The 16,323-nt window shown below is 72.0% G+C and carries 14 protein-coding genes and 3 pseudogenes; 15 read left to right on the forward strand and 2 right to left on the reverse strand.

The features are described from left to right. Nucleotides 1–47: 47 nt before the first annotated feature. The gene (locus tag HUN58_RS20795) at nucleotides 48–521 is read left to right on the forward strand and encodes a MarR family transcriptional regulator (protein WP_254631568.1); all 474 of its coding nucleotides are present in this window, start codon (nucleotides 48–50) and stop codon (nucleotides 519–521) included. After that, complete coding sequence (locus HUN58_RS20800) at nucleotides 472–1,191, forward strand: ROK family protein (protein WP_254631569.1); 720 nt, start codon at nucleotides 472–474, stop codon at nucleotides 1,189–1,191. The genes HUN58_RS20795 and HUN58_RS20800 overlap by 50 nt, the downstream gene beginning before the upstream one ends. Before the next feature lie 144 nt (nucleotides 1,192–1,335). Here the strand turns inward: HUN58_RS20800 and HUN58_RS19610 are convergent, their stop codons facing one another. Continuing rightward, nucleotides 1,336–1,749 (reverse strand): hypothetical protein, encoded by a 414-nt coding sequence (locus HUN58_RS19610; protein ID WP_208745686.1) that lies wholly within the window; start codon nucleotides 1,747–1,749, stop codon nucleotides 1,336–1,338. A 362-nt stretch (nucleotides 1,750–2,111) separates the two neighbouring features. Here HUN58_RS19610 and HUN58_RS20365 point away from each other — a divergent pair, with 362 nt between their 5' ends. From HUN58_RS20365 to HUN58_RS21215, 12 genes and pseudogenes are all read left to right on the forward strand, one after another. Beyond that, nucleotides 2,112–4,262 carry a lamin tail domain-containing protein gene (locus HUN58_RS20365; protein WP_217488562.1) on the forward strand — a complete coding sequence of 717 codons (2,151 nt, stop codon included), beginning with the start codon at nucleotides 2,112–2,114 and terminating at the stop codon, nucleotides 4,260–4,262. Nucleotides 4,263–4,355: 93 nt separating this feature from the next. Further along, nucleotides 4,356–5,198: a PhzF family phenazine biosynthesis protein gene (locus HUN58_RS19620; protein ID WP_180224577.1), complete on the forward strand. Its 843-nt coding sequence runs from the start codon at nucleotides 4,356–4,358 to the stop codon at nucleotides 5,196–5,198. 268 nt (nucleotides 5,199–5,466) lie between these two features. Continuing rightward, nucleotides 5,467–6,777 (forward strand): extracellular solute-binding protein, encoded by a 1,311-nt coding sequence (locus tag HUN58_RS19625; protein ID WP_208745687.1) that lies wholly within the window; start codon nucleotides 5,467–5,469, stop codon nucleotides 6,775–6,777. A gap of 196 nt (nucleotides 6,778–6,973) precedes the next feature. After that, nucleotides 6,974–7,722: pseudogene (locus tag HUN58_RS19630) on the forward strand (carbohydrate ABC transporter permease). 2 nt (nucleotides 7,723–7,724) lie between these two features. Further along, nucleotides 7,725–8,624 carry a carbohydrate ABC transporter permease gene (locus HUN58_RS19635; protein ID WP_180224578.1) on the forward strand — a complete coding sequence of 300 codons (900 nt, stop codon included), beginning with the start codon at nucleotides 7,725–7,727 and terminating at the stop codon, nucleotides 8,622–8,624. Nucleotides 8,625–9,287: 663 nt separating this feature from the next. After that, nucleotides 9,288–9,776, forward strand: a pseudogene (locus HUN58_RS21190) (alpha-mannosidase); the annotation flags it as partial. A gap of 79 nt (nucleotides 9,777–9,855) precedes the next feature. After that, a pseudogene (locus HUN58_RS21195) lies at nucleotides 9,856–10,089 on the forward strand (hypothetical protein); the annotation flags it as partial. A 39-nt stretch (nucleotides 10,090–10,128) separates the two neighbouring features. Next, entirely contained in the window at nucleotides 10,129–10,596 is a 468-nt protein-coding gene (locus HUN58_RS21200) for a hypothetical protein (RefSeq protein WP_368075777.1), read from the forward strand. Nucleotides 10,597–10,634: 38 nt separating this feature from the next. Beyond that, nucleotides 10,635–11,690 carry a glycoside hydrolase family 38 C-terminal domain-containing protein gene (locus tag HUN58_RS21205; RefSeq protein WP_368075778.1) on the forward strand — a complete coding sequence of 352 codons (1,056 nt, stop codon included), beginning with the start codon at nucleotides 10,635–10,637 and terminating at the stop codon, nucleotides 11,688–11,690. Nucleotides 11,691–12,752: 1,062 nt separating this feature from the next. Then, nucleotides 12,753–12,989 carry a hypothetical protein gene (locus HUN58_RS19645; protein WP_208745688.1) on the forward strand — a complete coding sequence of 79 codons (237 nt, stop codon included), beginning with the start codon at nucleotides 12,753–12,755 and terminating at the stop codon, nucleotides 12,987–12,989. 70 nt (nucleotides 12,990–13,059) lie between these two features. Continuing rightward, nucleotides 13,060–14,115 carry a histidine phosphatase family protein gene (locus HUN58_RS21210; protein ID WP_368075779.1) on the forward strand — a complete coding sequence of 352 codons (1,056 nt, stop codon included), beginning with the start codon at nucleotides 13,060–13,062 and terminating at the stop codon, nucleotides 14,113–14,115. Beyond that, nucleotides 14,115–14,447, forward strand: coding sequence for an NAD(P)H-hydrate dehydratase (locus tag HUN58_RS21215; RefSeq protein WP_368075780.1), 333 nt, complete (start codon nucleotides 14,115–14,117; stop codon nucleotides 14,445–14,447). The genes HUN58_RS21210 and HUN58_RS21215 overlap by 1 nt, the downstream gene beginning before the upstream one ends. A 104-nt stretch (nucleotides 14,448–14,551) precedes the next feature. Here the strand turns inward: HUN58_RS21215 and HUN58_RS19660 are convergent, their stop codons facing one another. Then, the gene (locus tag HUN58_RS19660; RefSeq protein ID WP_254631570.1) at nucleotides 14,552–14,872 is read right to left on the reverse strand and encodes a DUF1905 domain-containing protein; all 321 of its coding nucleotides are present in this window, start codon (nucleotides 14,870–14,872) and stop codon (nucleotides 14,552–14,554) included. A 424-nt stretch (nucleotides 14,873–15,296) separates the two neighbouring features. Here HUN58_RS19660 and HUN58_RS21220 point away from each other — a divergent pair, with 424 nt between their 5' ends. Next, nucleotides 15,297–16,175 (forward strand): ABC transporter substrate-binding protein, encoded by an 879-nt coding sequence (locus HUN58_RS21220; RefSeq protein ID WP_368075781.1) that lies wholly within the window; start codon nucleotides 15,297–15,299, stop codon nucleotides 16,173–16,175. The last annotated feature ends 148 nt before the right edge of the window (nucleotides 16,176–16,323 follow it).

Below are 16,323 nucleotides of genomic sequence, written 5' to 3' on the forward strand. Positions count from 1 at the left end.
TGCACGTCCGTTGCAGCGCCGTCCGGACCGCGCGGTATGGTCGCGGGATGGTGGAGCACCGGCGTGGGGCGAACCTGCCGTCGATCGGCGGGTTCAACCGCACCGTCGTGCTCGACGCGGTCCGCCGGTCGCCGGACGGCCTGAGCCGCGTGGAGCTGGCCGCCCGCACCGGCCTCAGCGCGCAGACCGTGTCGAACGTCACCCGGTTCCTCATCGAGGCGGGGATGATCGTCGAGTCCGGCACGGTCGTCGCCGGGCGCGGGAAGCCACGGACGATCCTGCGGCTCGAGGCCTCGAGCCGGTACGCCGTCGGGGTGCACGTCGACCCCGCGGTGGTCACGTACGTGCTGCTCGACCTGGCCGGCACGGTGCTCGCCGAGACGACGACCTCGACGCCGTCCGCCGAGGACCCGGACGAGGTCGTCCGCACCATCGCCACCGCCATCGACGGCCTGGTCGCGGGTGCTCGACGTGGACGCGGGCGTCGTGCTCGACCCGCCCTTCCTGCCCCGCTGGCGTGACGTCCCGCTGCGTGACGCGCTCGCCGAGGCCACCGGGTTCCCGGTGCTCCTCGAGAAGGACGTCACCGCCGCGGTCGTCGGCGAGATGTTCCTGGCGGGGGAGTCGTCCGCCCGGAACTTCGCGTTCGTGTACTTCGGCACCGGCTTCGGCGTCGGACTCGTCGTGGACCACGAGCCGGTGCGCGGGGTCGGCTCGAACGCCGGCGACGCCGGGCACATCATGGTCGGCGCGGCCGTCGCCCCCGACCGGCTCGTGCAGGTCGCGCGCTCGCGTGGGCTGGCACTCGGCGATCCCGCGCGCGAGGACGACGCCGCCGCGGTGCAACGGGCGTGGGCCGCGCTCGGCGAGGCGATCGACGCGGACGACCCGGTCGCGGTGACGCTCGCGGCCGAGGCCGGCACCGTGATGGGGAACGCCGTCGTGCTCATCGTGAACCTGCTCGACATCGACCGTGTCGTGTTCGGTGGTCCGTTCTGGTCGCGGATCGCGCCCGTCGCCCTGCCGGCCGCCCGGCAGGCGGTCGTCACGTCGCCGCTGCTGGTGCCGAAGCACCCGGTGGTGGTGCAGGACAGCGGTCGGGGTGCGGACGTCGCGGCCGTCGGCGCGGCCTGCCTGGTCCTCGACGCGGCGCTGTCACCGCGCGCGAGTGCGCTCCTGATCCGGCGCTGACGCCTGAACCGGCGCTGTCGTCCGGTCGGCGCTGTCGTCCGGTCGGCGCTGTCGCCCGGTCGGCGCTGACGCCTGGTCGGCGCTGACGCGGACGGGAGGCACGGTGCCGGTCCGGCGCGCGCCTTCCGCTGGTCAGGGTGTGGGTCAGGCCGCGCCGAGCACCTTGCGCCAGGTCGCCGTCAGGGTGTCGTACTCGTCGTCGGACAGGAGGTCCCGCACGCCGGTGGCGAGGACCGCGGACCGGACGGCCTCCTCGGCCCCGGCGCGGTCGCGGAGGTGCGCGTCGGAGTGCTTCACCGCGCGTCCGGCCGCCTGCGCGGCCTCGATCTCGTCGACCCGGCCGGCGGCACCGGCGGCGTCGAGCGCGTGCTGCCACGCGGCGAGCAGGTCGGCGTTCGTCACCATGCGGCCGTCCGCGCCGCCCTGGATCGCGAGCGACGCGCTCGCCTCCGGCACCACGATCTGCTCGTCGGCCTTCCAGGCGACGTCGAGGGCCTCGGCCTCCTCGGCGGTGATGCGTCCTGCGCGGTCGATCATCGACTGCAGTGCGGTGTTCATCCTGTCGGCGTCCCCTGAGAAGCCGCACCGGTCACCGCCCGTGGCGCGACACCTGTCGTTCACCTGGTCGCCACCGGACGGACGCCGAGATGCTGAACAGTCGTGCAGGTCCCCCGACCTCCCTGAGAAGGACCCTGCATGCGCACCCCTGCCCTGCGGCTCGGCGCCGGCCTCGCGACGGGCATCGCCCTCGCCGCCGGAGTGCTGACCGCGACCCCCGCCGTCGCCGCGGTCGGTGACGACGACCCCACCGTCGGCGCCCGCGTCGCCACCGGCCCCGTCGCCGGACTCGCGATCAACGAGGTGGAGTCCAACGCCGACGACAGCGCTTCCTCGACTCCGACTCGTCGCACGCCGCGTACGTGCTGCCGCAGGGGTCGACGATCGCCGCCGGCGGGTACCTCGTCGTCGACCAGGAGACCACCACGCGCCCCGGATTCGACTTCGGACTCGGCGGCGCCGACGCGGTCCGGCTCTACGACACCGCCGGCGCGCTGACGCTGCGGTACGCGTGGACCACGCACGCGGCCGTCACGTACGGCAGCTGCCCGGACGGCTCCGGCACGTTCGTCGACACCACCGCGTCGACCAAGGGGAAGCCGAACGACTGCTCCTCGCCGGTCCGCATCAACGAGGTCGAGTCGCAGGACGGCACCCCGGGCGACTGGGTCGAGCTGACGAACGTCGGGACGACCACGGTCGACCTCGGCGGGTACGTGCTCCGGGACAGCGAGGACGACCACGCGTGGACGATCCCGGCGGGCACCACCGTCGCGCCGGATGGCTTCACGGTGCTCGACGAGGCCCGGTTCGGCTTCGGGCTCGGCAAGGCGGACACCGTCCGGCTGTCCGACCCCCGGGGCGTCCCGGTGGACTCGTACTCCTGGACGGCGCACGCCGCGACGACGTACGGACGGAACCCGGACGGGACCGGTGCCTTCGCCGAGACCGCCGAGCCGACGAAGGGCGCGGCGAACCGCTTCGCCGGGTCCGTGACCGCCGAGGCGTGGCCCGGCGGCCCGGACGAGACCGTCCTGGACGCCGAGGACACCTTCACCGGAGACCTGAGCGGCCTCGACTGGGCACCCTCCGCCACGTCGGCGGACGGGCAACTCTGGGCCGTGCAGAACGGTGACGGACTGCTCTACCACCTGGCCCCGGACGGCCGGGGCGGCTGGGCACCGACGAACGCCGCCGGTGTCGACCTGCGGTACGCCGACGGCACCGGGACGCCCGACGCCGAGGGCGTCACCGTCACGGCCGACGACCCCGGCGCGGTCTACGTGTCGACCGAGCGCGACAACGACGTGTCGAAGGTGAGCCGCCCCGCGGTGCTGCGCTTCGCGAGCGCCGACGGCTCCGAGTCGGTGCTGCGCGCGACGGACGAGTGGAACCTCGCCGCGGACTTCCCGGGTCTCGGCGCGAACGCCGGGCTCGAGGGCGTGACCTGGGTGCCGGACGCGTGGCTGACGTCACACGGGTTCGTCGACCAGCACACCGGTGCGGCCTACGCGCCCACCTCGTACCCCAGGCACGGCGAGGGCCTCTTCCTGGTCGGGGTCGAGGGCACCGCGAGCGTCTACGCCTACGCGCTGATGGACGACGGGGCGTTCCAGCGCGTCGCCACGATCGCGACGCCGTTCTCCCTCGTCGCCGAGGTGCAGTTCGACCCCACGCTCGACGCGCTCTGGGTCGTCTGCGACGAGGCCTGCTCCGGGCGCACCGCGCTGTTCGACGTGCAGGACGGGGCGTTCACGCTCGCGACGCTGTACGAGGCGCCGGCGAACGCCGACCGAGGGCTCGCCAACGAGGGCTTCGCGATCTCGGGGCGCTGTGTGGACGGCGCCCGGGCGACCTTCACCGCCGACGACAACGACACGGACGGGTCCTCGCTGCGGACCGGGACGTACCCGTGCGACGCGTCGACGGAGCCGGGCGACGGCGGGACGCCCGCGCCTGGTGACGGCGGCACGCCCGCTCCGGGTGACGGCGGCACGCCTTCGCCGGGAGCGGGTGACGGAACCCCGACGCCGACCCAGACCGCCCCTGGCCCGACCAACCCGACCACCCCGACGACCCCGGCGGCCCCGGTCGCGCCGGACGCCTCTTCGCTCACGGAGGGGAACCGCGGCTCGGTGTCGGCGCCGTCGGTGGTCCGAGCCGGGTCCTCGGCGACGATCTCCGTCGGGGCGCAGTACGCCGGTGAGCGTGTCGCGGTCTGGCTGTTCTCCGAGCCTCGACTCCTCGGGACGCCGGTCGTCGCCGCGGACGGCACCGTGACGGTGGTCGTCCCCGCCGACGTCCCGGCCGGGCAGCACCGCATCGTGGTCACGGCGTCCGACGGCACGGTGCTCGGGTGGACGGCCGTGACGATCGACCCCGCGACGGGTGCGCTCGCGTTCACCGGTGCCGAGCTGGGCGGTGGGATCGCTGCGGCGCTCCTGCTCCTGGCGGCCGGGACCGGTGTCCTCGTGGCCCGTCGTCGTCACCGGTCGGCCGTCGCGCAGGCCTGACCCGCGGGACCGCTCGTCGATGCCCCGTCGTCCCTCCGGACGGCGGGGGCGTCGGCGTCCGGGTGCGCCGGGGTCGCGCGGTAGCGTCGGAGGATGCGCACCGAGGTCCTCCGCTACACCGCCTTCGCCGCCGAGCCCGGGGGCGGCAACCCCGCGGGCATCGTGCTCGACGCCGAGGAGATGACCGACGACGAGATGCTCGCCGTCGCGCAGCGGGTGGGGTACCCCGAGACCGCCTTCGTGGTCGCGCGGACCCCGGACGGCGCCCGCGTGCGCTACTTCTCGCCGGCCGCCGAGGTCCCCTTCTGCGGGCACGCCACCGTCGCCACCGCCGTCGTGCTCGCCGAGCGCGACGGCACCGGAGCCCGGGTGTTCTCCACCGCTGCCGGGGACGTCGCGGTCGACGCCACGGCCGCGCCCGACGGCAGCGTGCAGGTCGCGATGACGAGCGTCGAACCCGACACCCGGCCGATCGACCCCGTGCGGTGGGAGCGGCTCGCCGCCGTGCTCGGACTCGTCGACGGTGACGTCGCCGAGGGCTTCCCCGTGCTCGAGTCCTTCGCCGGCAACTGGCACCCGGTCGTGGTCCTGGCCGACGAGGACCTGTTCCACCAGTTCCGGTTCGACCCCGCGGTGCTCGCCGCCCTGAAGCACGAGTACGGGTGGGCGGGCACCGTGACCGTCCTGCACCGCACCGGCCCGCTCGCGTTCGAGGCGCGCAACCTGTTCCCCGCCGGCCGCATCACCGAGGACCCGGCGACCGGTTCCGCGGCGGCGTCCACGGGCGCCTACCTGCGCGCGATCGGCGCGGTGTCGCCCGGGAGCCGCGTCGTGATCCGGCAGGGTCGACACGTCGGGCGTCCGAGCGTGCTGCTCGTCGACGTGCCCGAGTCCGGCGGCATCACGGTGATCGGCGGCGCCACGCCCATCGCCTGACCCGGGTGCGGGTGCACGTTCCTTCCCATCGCAGGCGCGATGGGAAGCTCTTCCGCGCGGAGGAGGTCGTTCCACCCGCCCTCCGACGCGCGGATCGGCCTCGGACGCGCGGATCGGCCTCCCACGCGCGGATCGGCCTCCACCTCGCGCGCGCCCATGCCGTGACCGAGCCGTGACGAAAAGTGCTTGACACGATTAAGTCCACACGCTGTACTAATCCTGCGCGCGGGTGACGGAGCCCGCGGACATCCCGTGCAAAGGAGCACCGATGAAACGCCGCACCCGAATCATCGCCGGCCTCGCAGCCGTGGCAGTCGCCGCGGTCGGGCTGGCGGGCTGTTCCAGCTCGGGCTCTGCCTCGAGCGACACCATCAAGATCGCGTACCAGAAGTTCGGTGCCTTCCAGCAGCTCGATGCGCAGATGAAGGAGGTCAAGACCGAGTACGAGAAGGCGAACCCGGGCAAGAAGGTCACCCTCGTCCCGATCCAGGCCCAGGGCAACGACTACTACACGAAGCTCGCGCTCATGAACAAGGCGCCCGCGACGGCCCCGGACGTCATGTACGAGGACACCTTCCTCATCAAGTCCGACGCCGAGGCCGGCTACCTGCTGCCCCTCGACGACTACGTGGCGAAGTGGAAGGACTGGGACCAGTTCTACGACAACGCCAAGCAGGCCGGCCAGGGTGACGACGGCAAGATCTACGGCGTCTCGATGGGCACCGACACCCGGGCGCTCTGGTACAACAAGGACATCTTCAAGAAGGTCGGCCTGCCCGTCCCGTGGGAGCCCAAGACCTGGGACGACGTGCTCGCCGCCGCGAAGACGATCAAGGAGAAGGACTCGGGCGTCATCCCGTTCAACATCTACTCCGGCAAGGCGCAGGGCGAAGCGTCCACCATGCAGGGCTTCGAGATGCTCCTGTACGGCGCCGAGGGCGACGGCAACACCCTCTACAAGGACAAGAAGTGGGTCGTCGGCTCGAAGCAGTTCGAGGACTCCCTGAAGTTCGTGAAGGACGTCTACCAGGGCGGCCTCGGCCCGACCCCGCAGCAGGCGCTCGACACCAACGTCGGCACGGGCTCGTGGCAGTCCGGCACGTGGCTCGAGTCCGGCACCGCTCCGTGGAAGGAGTGGAACGACGTGATGGGTCAGGCGGCCTTCCCGACGCAGAACGGTCAGGAGCCCGGCTACAACTCGATGTCCGGTGGCTGGACGCTCGCGGTCGGCAAGAACTCCAAGAACCCGCAGGCGGCGTTCGACTTCATCTCGACCTTCCTGAGCAAGGACGGCTCGCTGAAGTACGACACCGAGAACAGCCAGATCGCGGTCCGCAAGGACGTCGCCGAGGACCCGGAGTACACCGGCGCCAACCCGACGTTCAAGTTCTTCTCGGGACTGGTGCAGCACACCAACTTCCGCCCCGCGACGAGCGACTACTCGCAGGTCTCGAACGCCATCCAGGTCGCGATGGAGTCCGTCATGACCGGGCAGCAGACACCCGCCGAAGCCGCCAAGGCCTACGACCAGTCGGTCGAACAGGTGGTCGGCCAGAAGAACACCGTCGACGTCGGGTAGTCACCCGGCCGCACGGCGGACTGGAGGCGCGGCGCCACACCGCCCCGTGCCTCCAGTGCGCCCCTCCCCACCTTCGGAACCCTCTGGCGCACCCGAAAGGCAACCACCCGTGTCCAGCACCCCCCTCGCGCCGACGCTGTCGGCACCCGGTGCGCCGAAGCGCACCGATCCGCCGACGCCGCGTCGGCGGCGCTCCCTGCGGAGAGCGAGCCGAGCGGTCCCGCTCCTGCCGGCCGTCGTCCTGCTCGTCATCTTCCTGCTCGGCCCCGTCATCTCGTCGTTCTACGGGTCCTTCACCAACTCCGCGCTGACCGGCGCGAGCGCCGCGAACCAGCAGTTCGTCGGGCTGCAGAACTACGTCGAGCTCTTCCAGGACCCGGACTTCCCGAAGTCCGTCGTCCTGACGATCGTGTTCCTGCTCGCCTCGGCGGTCGTGGGCCAGAACGTCCTCGGGCTCGGCACGTTCGTCGTCGCGGCGTGGGTCCTGCCGGAGATCGTCGCCTCGTTCGCGGCGTACGCGTTCTTCAACGACACCGGCACGCTCAACACGTTCCTGGCCTCGATCGGGATCAGCGGGCCGAACTGGCTCTACACGTACCCGATGCTCGCCAGGAGGTCCCCGAGGAGATCACCGAGTCCGCCGAGATGGACGGCGCGGCCGGCTGGCAGCGACTCGTCTACATCACCCTGCCGGTCATCCGCCGGTCGATCTCGACGAACCTCATGCTCACGACGCTGCAGACGCTGTCGGTCTTCACGCTCATCTTCGTGATGACGGGCGGCGGCCCCGGTACGAACTCGTCGACGCTGCCGATCCTGGCGTACCAGGAGGCGTTCAAGTTCTCGCAGCTCGGCTTCGGGACCGCGATCGCGACGATCCTGCTCGTGGTCGGCGCGGTCTTCTCGATCATCTACATCAAGGCACTGAAGCCGGAGGTGGACTGACCATGGCACTCACCGCCGACCGTCCCGTGTCCGATGTCACCCGCTCGGTGACGGCCCCCGGTGCGCTGCACATGACCTCGCCGCGCGGCCGCACCATGCGCTGGGTGTCGAACGTCGTGCTGCTCGTCATCGCGGTCTGCTTCGCGGTGCCGCTGCTGTGGCTCGTGCTCGCCTCGTTCGACACGCAGGCGTCGCTGTCCGTGAAGCTCCCGACGCAGTTCACGCTCGACAACTTCACGAAGGTGCTCACGCCCGAGCTGTCGTTCATCCCGCTCGGCAACAGCCTGCTGCTCTCCGGTGGGACCGCGGTCGTCACGGTCGTCGTCGCGATCCTCGCCGCGTACCCGCTGTCCCGCTACAAGATGCGGGTCAACAAGCCGTTCCTGTACAGCATCCTGTTCGGCACCGGCCTGCCCATCACCGCGATGATGGTGCCGGTCTACGCGCTGTTCGTGTCGCTCAACCTGATCGACAACGTGTGGGGCTGCATCTTCTTCCTCGCCGCCACGAGCCTGCCGATGGCGATCTGGATGGCGAAGAACTTCATGGACTCGGTGCCGATCTCCCTCGAGGAGGCCGCCTGGACCGACGGCGCCTCGATGTTCACCACGCTGTGGCGGATCGTCATCCCGCTCATGCGCCCGGGCATCGCCGTCGTGTTCATCTTCGTGTTCATCCAGGCGTGGGGGAACTTCTTCGTCCCGTTCGTCCTGCTGCTCTCGCCCGACAAGGTGCCCGCCGCGGTGAGCATCTTCAACTTCTTCGGGCAGAACGGAGCCGTCGCGTACGGGCAGCTCGCCGCGTTCTCGATCGTCTACTCCGTGCCCGTCATCGCCCTCTACGTCCTCGTCTCGCGCGGCCTCGGCGGGGCGAACGCCCTCGCCGGCGGCATCAAGGGCTGACCGCGCCCACGCACTCCGGGCCCCGCGCCCGACCGTCCCTGCTGGAAAGGAACCACCTCCATGCACCACGACGAACCGCTCGTCGAAGCCCGCATCGCCCGTCTCGTCCGGGACCGCGTCGACCCCGCGGTGCTCCGCCGCTCGGCCCCGGTCACGATCGAGGCCTGGCAGGTGCCGGTCGAGCCCGTGCCCTTCGCCGAGGCCGTCGCCGCCGAGTACACGCCGTTCCACGTCGGTGACGCCTGGGGCGGCCGGCCGTGGGGGACGACCTGGTTCCGGGTCCGCGGCACCGTGCCGTCGGACTTCGGGGCCGACCCCGGCACGACGGTCGAGCTCCGCGTCGACCTCGGCTTCTCGAAGCGCCAGCCGGGCTTCCAGGCCGAGGGACTCGCGTGGCGACCGGACGGCACGACGATCAAGGGCATCGAGCCGCTGAACGACACCCTGCCGGTCGAGCCCGGCCCGGACGGCTCGTTCGAGCTGTACGTCGAAGCCGCCGCGAACCCGGACATCGGCGGCGACGACTTCCAGGGCGCGACCCCGCTCGGATCGCGGTCGACGGCCGGAACGGAACCGATCTACCGCCTGCGGGCACTCGAGCTCGTCGAACGCGACGACACCGTGTGGGAGCTGCAGCAGGACTTCTGGGTCCTCCGGGGCCTGATGACCGAACTGCCCACGGACGGCACCCGCGGCGCGGACGTCCTGCGCGGACTCGAACGCGCGGCGGACACCCTCGACCCCGACGACGTCGCCGGCACCGCAGCCGCCACCCGCGAGGTCCTCGCGCCCCTCCTGGCCGTCGGCGCCGCGGGCTCGGCCGGGCGCGCGATCGCCGTCGGGCACGCGCACATCGACTCCGCCTGGCTCTGGCCGGTGCGCGAGACGATCCGGAAGTGCGCGCGCACCTTCTCGAACGTGCTCGACCTGATGGACCGCGACCCGGACTTCACGTTCGCGTGCTCCTCGGCGCAGCAGTACGCCTGGATCCGCGACGGCTACCCGTCGATCTGGGAGCGCATCAAGCAGCGCGTCGCCGAGGGCCGGTGGATCCCGGTCGGCGGCATGTGGGTCGAGTCGGACACGAACCTGCCAGGCGGCGAAGCCCTCGCCCGGCAGTTCGTCGCCGGCAAGCGCCTGTTCCTCGAGGAGTTCGGCGTCGACACCCCCGAGCGCCGCCGGCTCGAAGTGGTTCGTCACGCAGAAGCCCTCGTGGAACGAGACGAACGTCATCCCGCACACCTCGTTCCACTGGGAGGGCATCGACGGCTCGCGCGTCCTGACGCACCTGCCCCCGGCAGACACCTACAACTCGGACGTCTCGCCCGAGGACCTGCACCGCGGGGAGCGTCAGAACAAGGAGCGGGGCGTCGCGAACACCTCCATGCTCCTCTACGGCTTCGGCGACGGCGGCGGTGGTCCCACGCGCGAGATGGTCGCCGCGGCCCGCCGGCAGCACGACCTGGACGGCTCGCCCCGGGTCGACCTCGGCACCCCGGCGCAGGTGTTCGAGGAGCTCGAGCGCGTGCTGCCGGAGCCCGCGGTGTGGTCGGGTGAGATGTACCTCGAGTTCCACCGCGGCACGTACACGTCGCAGATCCGCACGAAGCAGGGCAACCGCCGCTCCGAGCACCTGCTGCGAGAGGCCGAGCTCTGGGCCGCGACCGCCGCGGTCCGGCACGGCGCCGAGTACCCGTACGACGAGCTCGAGTCGGTCTGGCACACCGTGCTCCTGCAGCAGTTCCACGACATCCTGCCTGGTTCCTCGATCGCTTGGGTCTACGAGAACGCCGAGGCCGAGTACGCCCGGGTCGCCGAGGTGCTCGAGGAGCTCATCGGCACGGCGACGACCGCGCTCGCGAGCGGCGGGGCGACGGCGCTCGCCGGGGTCGGCGCGCCGGCGGCGCTTCCGGTGGCGGCGCTGACGGTGTCGTGCGCTTCAACGCCTCGCCCGTCACCGCGGGTGGGGTGACCGCCCTGGGTGGTTCCCCGTCGTCCGCGGCGGAGGCTGTGCCCCCCGTCCGGAGCGGTGACCGTTTCGTCTTCGACACCGGCGTCGTCACGGCGACCATCGACGCAGACGGCCACGTCGTCTCGCTCGTCGAGCGTGCGACCGGACGCGACGCCGTCGCGCCGGGCGCCGTCGCCGCGCAGTACACGGTGTTCCGGGACACCCCGAACCAGTGGGAGGCGTGGGACATCGACCGCGCCTACCAGCGGAACGGGACGGTCCTGTCCGCGACGGGCGTCGAGGTCGACGGGACCACACTCGTGGTGACGCGGCCGTTCGGCTCGTCGTCGGTCACCACCCGCTACTCGGCGGTGGCGGGCCAGCCCGAGCTGCACATCGAGACCGAGGTCGAGTGGCACGAGCGGCAGAAGCTCCTCAAGCTCGCGTTCCCGCTCGACGTGCGCGCGGCCTCGGCGTCGAGCGAGATCCAGTTCGGGCACATCGACCGGCCGACCCACCAGAACACGTCGTGGGACATGGCGCGGTTCGAGACGTCGGCGCACCGGTGGGTGCACGTCGCCGAGCCGGGCTTCGGCGTCGCGGTCGCCAACGACTCGACGTACGGACACGACATCACCCGCTCCACCCGTGCCGACGGCGGCACCACGACGCTCGTGCGCGAGTCCCTGCTCCGCGCGCCGACGTTCCCGGACCCGCACGCCGACCAGGGACACCACGTGTTCCGCACGGTGCTGCGCGTCGGAGCCTCGGTGCTCGACGCGGCGGACTCCGGCTACCGGCTCAACCTGCCGGTGCGGTCGGTGCCCGGGTCGGCGACCGTCGACCCGCTCGTGACGGTGTCGTCGCCGCAGGTGTTCGTCGAGGCGGTCAAGCTCGCCGAGGACCGCTCCGGTGACGTCGTCGTGCGGCTGTACGAGGCGATGGGCGGCCGAGCGGCGGACGTCGGGGTGTCGTTCGGGTTCGACGTCGACGCCGTCGAGGCGGTGGACCTGCTCGAGCGGCCGCTCGGGTCGGGGACGTGGGAGGCGGGGGAGCCCGTCGTGCTCACGCTGCGCCCGTTCGAGATCGTCACGCTGCGGGTGCGGCGGGGCTGATCGGCGAGCCGGCCGCGCAGGACCGCGGCGCCGGGCGGGGTCGGGTGCCCCCGCCCGGCGCCGTGTTGCGTCGGGGTGCTCCCGATGCGCCTGTCCGCTGATCCGCGCTGCTCCCGGTGGGCTCTGCTCCCGATCCGCTCTGCTCCCGATCCGCTCTGGTCCCGATCCGCGCGTAGGAGGCCGATCCGCTCGTCGGGAGACGATCCGCGCAAAGGAGGTCAGAAGTTCCTGCCTGTCATGCGCGGATCGGCATCCCAGGTCGGTTGCGATGGGCTCGATCGTCACTCCTCCACACAGGCAACGGCCTGGAGGCGCGTCCACAGCCCGCCCCGTCGCTCACCGACGAGCGTCGTCAGACCGTGATCGTGGTCGGTATGGAGACACCACTCGCGATCTTCCGGGCGAGCCCGCTGCAGGACGCTGGCCGGTCCGGCGCCACGTTGCGGCGCCGGGCCGCGTCCGACGGCCCCGACCGTCTCGTCCGCGTCCGACCGAACGCGTTCGTCCGTGGGGCGGACTGGGACGCCGCCGGTCCGCGCCGGCGGTACGTCACCCGCATCTTCGCCCGCCTGGGACGACGGAGCGTCGCCGCTGTCGGCTCCCATGCTTCGGCCGTCGCCGTGCACGGACTGCCCCTGCCGGGTCCGTGGCCGGACGACGTGCACCTCACCGTCCCGAAGTCGCACTACCGGAGCGGCACCCGGGGGCTGGTCCTGCACACCAGACCGGTCCCGTCCGCGCACCTCGTCGAGCACGGCGGCGTGCGCTTCACCTCCGTCGCGAGGACCGTGGCGGACATCGCCCTGCTCGGCGACGTCCGGACGGCGGTGGTGGTCGCCGACGCTGCACTGCGCGCCGGAGTCGAGCGGGCGAGCATCGTGCAGGCGCTCGGGGGCACTGCGAAGGACCGGGGTCGTGCCGTCGCCACTCGTGCCGTCGAGCTCGCCGACCCGCGGTCGGGTTCGGCCGCCGAGTCACTGGCACGGGTCGTGTTCCGTGAGATGGGCCTGCCGAAGCCGGTGCTCCAGCAACCCTTCGTCGTCGGAGGGCGTCATCGTCGAGGTGGACGGCCGAGCGAAGTACACGCAGGAGCGGTTCCTCGCGGGCCGGACCGCCGACCAGGTGTTCATCGACGAGAAGCGCCGACACGAGGCACTGCTGACGGTGCCGGGTGTCCGACGCATCGTCCGGATCGAGTGGCGCGACCTGTGGGACCTCGACGCGCTGACGAGACGGTTCCGTGCAGCGGGCCTCCCCTGCGCGGTCCGGCCGGTGCGCAGCGCACGAGGTGTCGCCTGACGCAGCATCGGTGGGCGGAGTGAGCCCGGAGCGGTGAGGGAGCACAGCGGCGCCTGGCTAGCGTGACGCCATGGCTGTCAGGGAGATCTGGCTCGTGCGCCACGGGGAGTCGGAGGCGAACGTCGCCGCCGCCCGCGCCGAGGCCGACGGAGCAGACGTGATCGACGCGGGCCACCGGGACGCCGACGTCCCGCTGAGCCCCCTGGGGCGGGAGCAGTCACGTGCTCTCGGGCGCGAGCTCGCGGACCGCGGCGTGGACGACGTCCCGGTACGCCTCTGGGTCTCGCCGTACCTGCGCGCTCAGCAGACGATCGACCTCGCACTCCAGGCCGGCGGGTTGGACGAGCCCGGTCGGCGGGTCGACGAGCGGCTCCGCGACCGAGAGCTCGGCGTGCTCGACCTGCTCACCGCGCAGGGCGTCCGCAATCGCTACCCGGACGAGGAACACCGTCGCCAGTGGCTCGGCAAGTACTACCACCGCCCATCCGGGGGCGAATCGTGGATCGACGTCATGCTGCGCTTGCGTTCGACGAACCCGAACGACTGCTCGTCGCCGCGCACGACGCCGTCGTCATGCTCACCGTGGCCGTCTGTCTCGACCTGGACGAACCAACCCGCGCTGATGTCGTTCGCGGCCGATCACACCGTGGCGAACGCCTCGCTCACACGACTCCGGCGGGACTACGCTCGAGGAGTTCTCGGCCGTCGGGCACCTCGACGACGACGAGGTCACCGAGCACAGCGGGCGGAAGGACGACACCCGTGTCTCCTGAGTCGATCACCCCGAACGCCCTGCGTGACTGGCCGCTGCCTGAGCCCGGTGCGGGCAAGTACGGCCGTGGCCAGGTCCTGGTCATCGGCGGCGCGGCTCGGACCCCCGCTCGCCGCGCTGCGTGTCGGAGCGGGAAGCGTGGCCGCCGAGGTGTCCGTCGCAGTCCCGGAGTCCGGGGTGCAACCACTCGACGAGGACGACGCCGGCCACATCGCCGTCGGAGCGCTGACCGCCGCCGAGGACGACGCCGGCAGCGCGGACGCGGTCCTGGTCGGCCCAGGGCTCGACGAACCGGACGGAGCCCGCGACCTCGCGTCGCCGACCAGCTCGCGCCACTGCGTGGCCGCCTCGTGATGACGCCGAACAGCGGCGAGGCCGAGCGCCTCCTCGGCCGGGAGTGCGGGGACGACGACGCCGCGGACGCCCGTGCGATCGCCGAGCGGTTCGGGGCCGTCGTCGCGCTGTCCGACGTGATCGCGGCACCGGACGGCCGCGGCGACGTGTTGTCGGGCGTGGTGGTCGGTCTGCTGGCTCGTGGGGCGGAACCCGAGCAGGCAGCGGCATGGGCGTCGTACGTGCACGCAGCTGCCGGTGACCGTCTCGCCGTGCAGGTCGGGCCGCTCGGCTACCTGGCGAGCGAGCTGCTCACCGAGATCCCGCGCGTGCTGGTCGAACTCGGCGGCTGACCCGTCAGAACCGCCGGGCGTTCGAGCCCATCGCACCCGACATCGGAGGACGTTCCGCGCACAGGGGGCAGGAACGAACGACACCCTACGAGCGATTCGGTCTCCTACGCGCGGATCGGCCGACCTCGCGCGGATCGGTGCGGCAGCGGCCCTGTCGATGCGGCGCTGGCGGGTCTCGGGGGCCGTGAGTTCGACAGGGTCTCGAAGGCGGCACGGACGCCGGCTTCCTCGAACGCCGAGGCCAGGTCGTCCGGCACCTCGACCGAGCGCGGGAGCGTGTCGACCTCGAGCGTGACCTCGACGGTGTCCCCGGCAGCCACCCCCGCGGCGGTGCGGTGCTCGGCCGACAGCGGGACGAGCGACTGGCCGCCCATGACCCCGATCGTCGACCGGTAGGTGTAGCCCCCGTCGATCGTGACCACCACGGCCGGTCGACCCCGCCGAGCGCTGCGACGACCTCCGGCGGGTCCCGGTGGCGGTCTTCCGCGCCTGCAGGACCGTCGTCGTGAACTGCATCCGTGCCTCCAGACCGAGGACGCGCCATCAGCGCGGACGCGCCACCGGAGCGAACAAGGGAACGAGCGAACAAGCGATGTTCCGCCACCGTTCACCACCGCAGCACTGCTCGGAAACCGGCCCCGTCCACGATCGTCCAGAACGCGGTGCCGCCCCCACCGGCCCGCCCGAACCGCACCCGCAGCACCCCACCCCACAGCCCGCACCCTGGCCGGCCTCGCCCTGGCCGCCGCCGCAGTCGTCACCCTCGCCGGCTGCTCGGCGACGAGCAGCGCGTCGACGTCGAGCGACACCGACTGGAAGACCGCGACGAGCGCCCAGTCCGCCGGCGGCATGGACGCCCTCGTCAAGGCCGCGAAGGCCGAGGGCAAGCTCAACGTCATCGCCCTCCCGCCGACCTGGGCGAACTACGGCAAGATCATCGACGGCTTCGAGAAGAAGTACCCCGGCATCACGATCAACTCGGCGAACCCCAACGGGTCGAGCGCCGACGAGATCGCCGCGGTGAAGTCGCAGAAGGGCCAGTCCACCGCCCCCGACGTGCTCGACCTCGGCAACGCGGTGATGCAGCAGAATCTCGGGCTGCTCACCGACTACAAGGTCGCGAACTGGTCGGACATCCCCGACACCCTCAAGGACAAGGACGGCAAGTGGACCCGTGACTACACGGGCCTGATGTCGATCGGCTACGACTCCTCGAAGATCAAGCAGGCGCCGAAGGACCTGAACGACCTGCTCGGCAGCGAGTACAAGGGGAAGGTCTCGATCGCGGGGGACCCCACGCAGGCGAACCAGGCCGCCTCCGCGGTCTACCTCGCAGCGCTCGAGAACGGCGGTTCCGCGGACGACATCACCAAGGGCGTCGAGTTCTTCGGCAAGCTCAAGCAGGCCGGCAACTTCCAGAACGTGCTGCCCTCGCAGGCGACGGTGGCCTCGGGTGGGCCGGCGCGAGCGGCAACGAGAACTGGAAGACGGTCGTGCCCGAGGGCCAGGCCCTCGGCTCGTACTACTCGCAGGCGATCAACAAGGACGCCCCGCACCCGGCGGCCGCGCGGCTCTGGCAGGAGTACATCGCCAGCCCCGAGGCGCAGAACCTGTACCTGCAGGCCGGTGCCTTCCCGTCGACCCTCGCCGCCATGGAGCAGTCCGGCAAGGTCGACAAGGACGCCCTCGAGCAGGCCGGCGGCATGCCGAAGGACTACGTCGAGCTGACGGACGCGCAGGTCACCGAGGCCGCGAAGGTCCTGGCGGCCAAGTGGTCCGCCACGATGGGGTCCTAGTCCCGTGACCACGGCACCAGCGGCGGGAGCGCGCAGCACCGGGACGCCCGGCCCGGAACCGGGAACGGTGGGCACGGCCG

The sequence above is a fragment of the Curtobacterium sp. Csp1 genome (assembly GCF_013347185.1).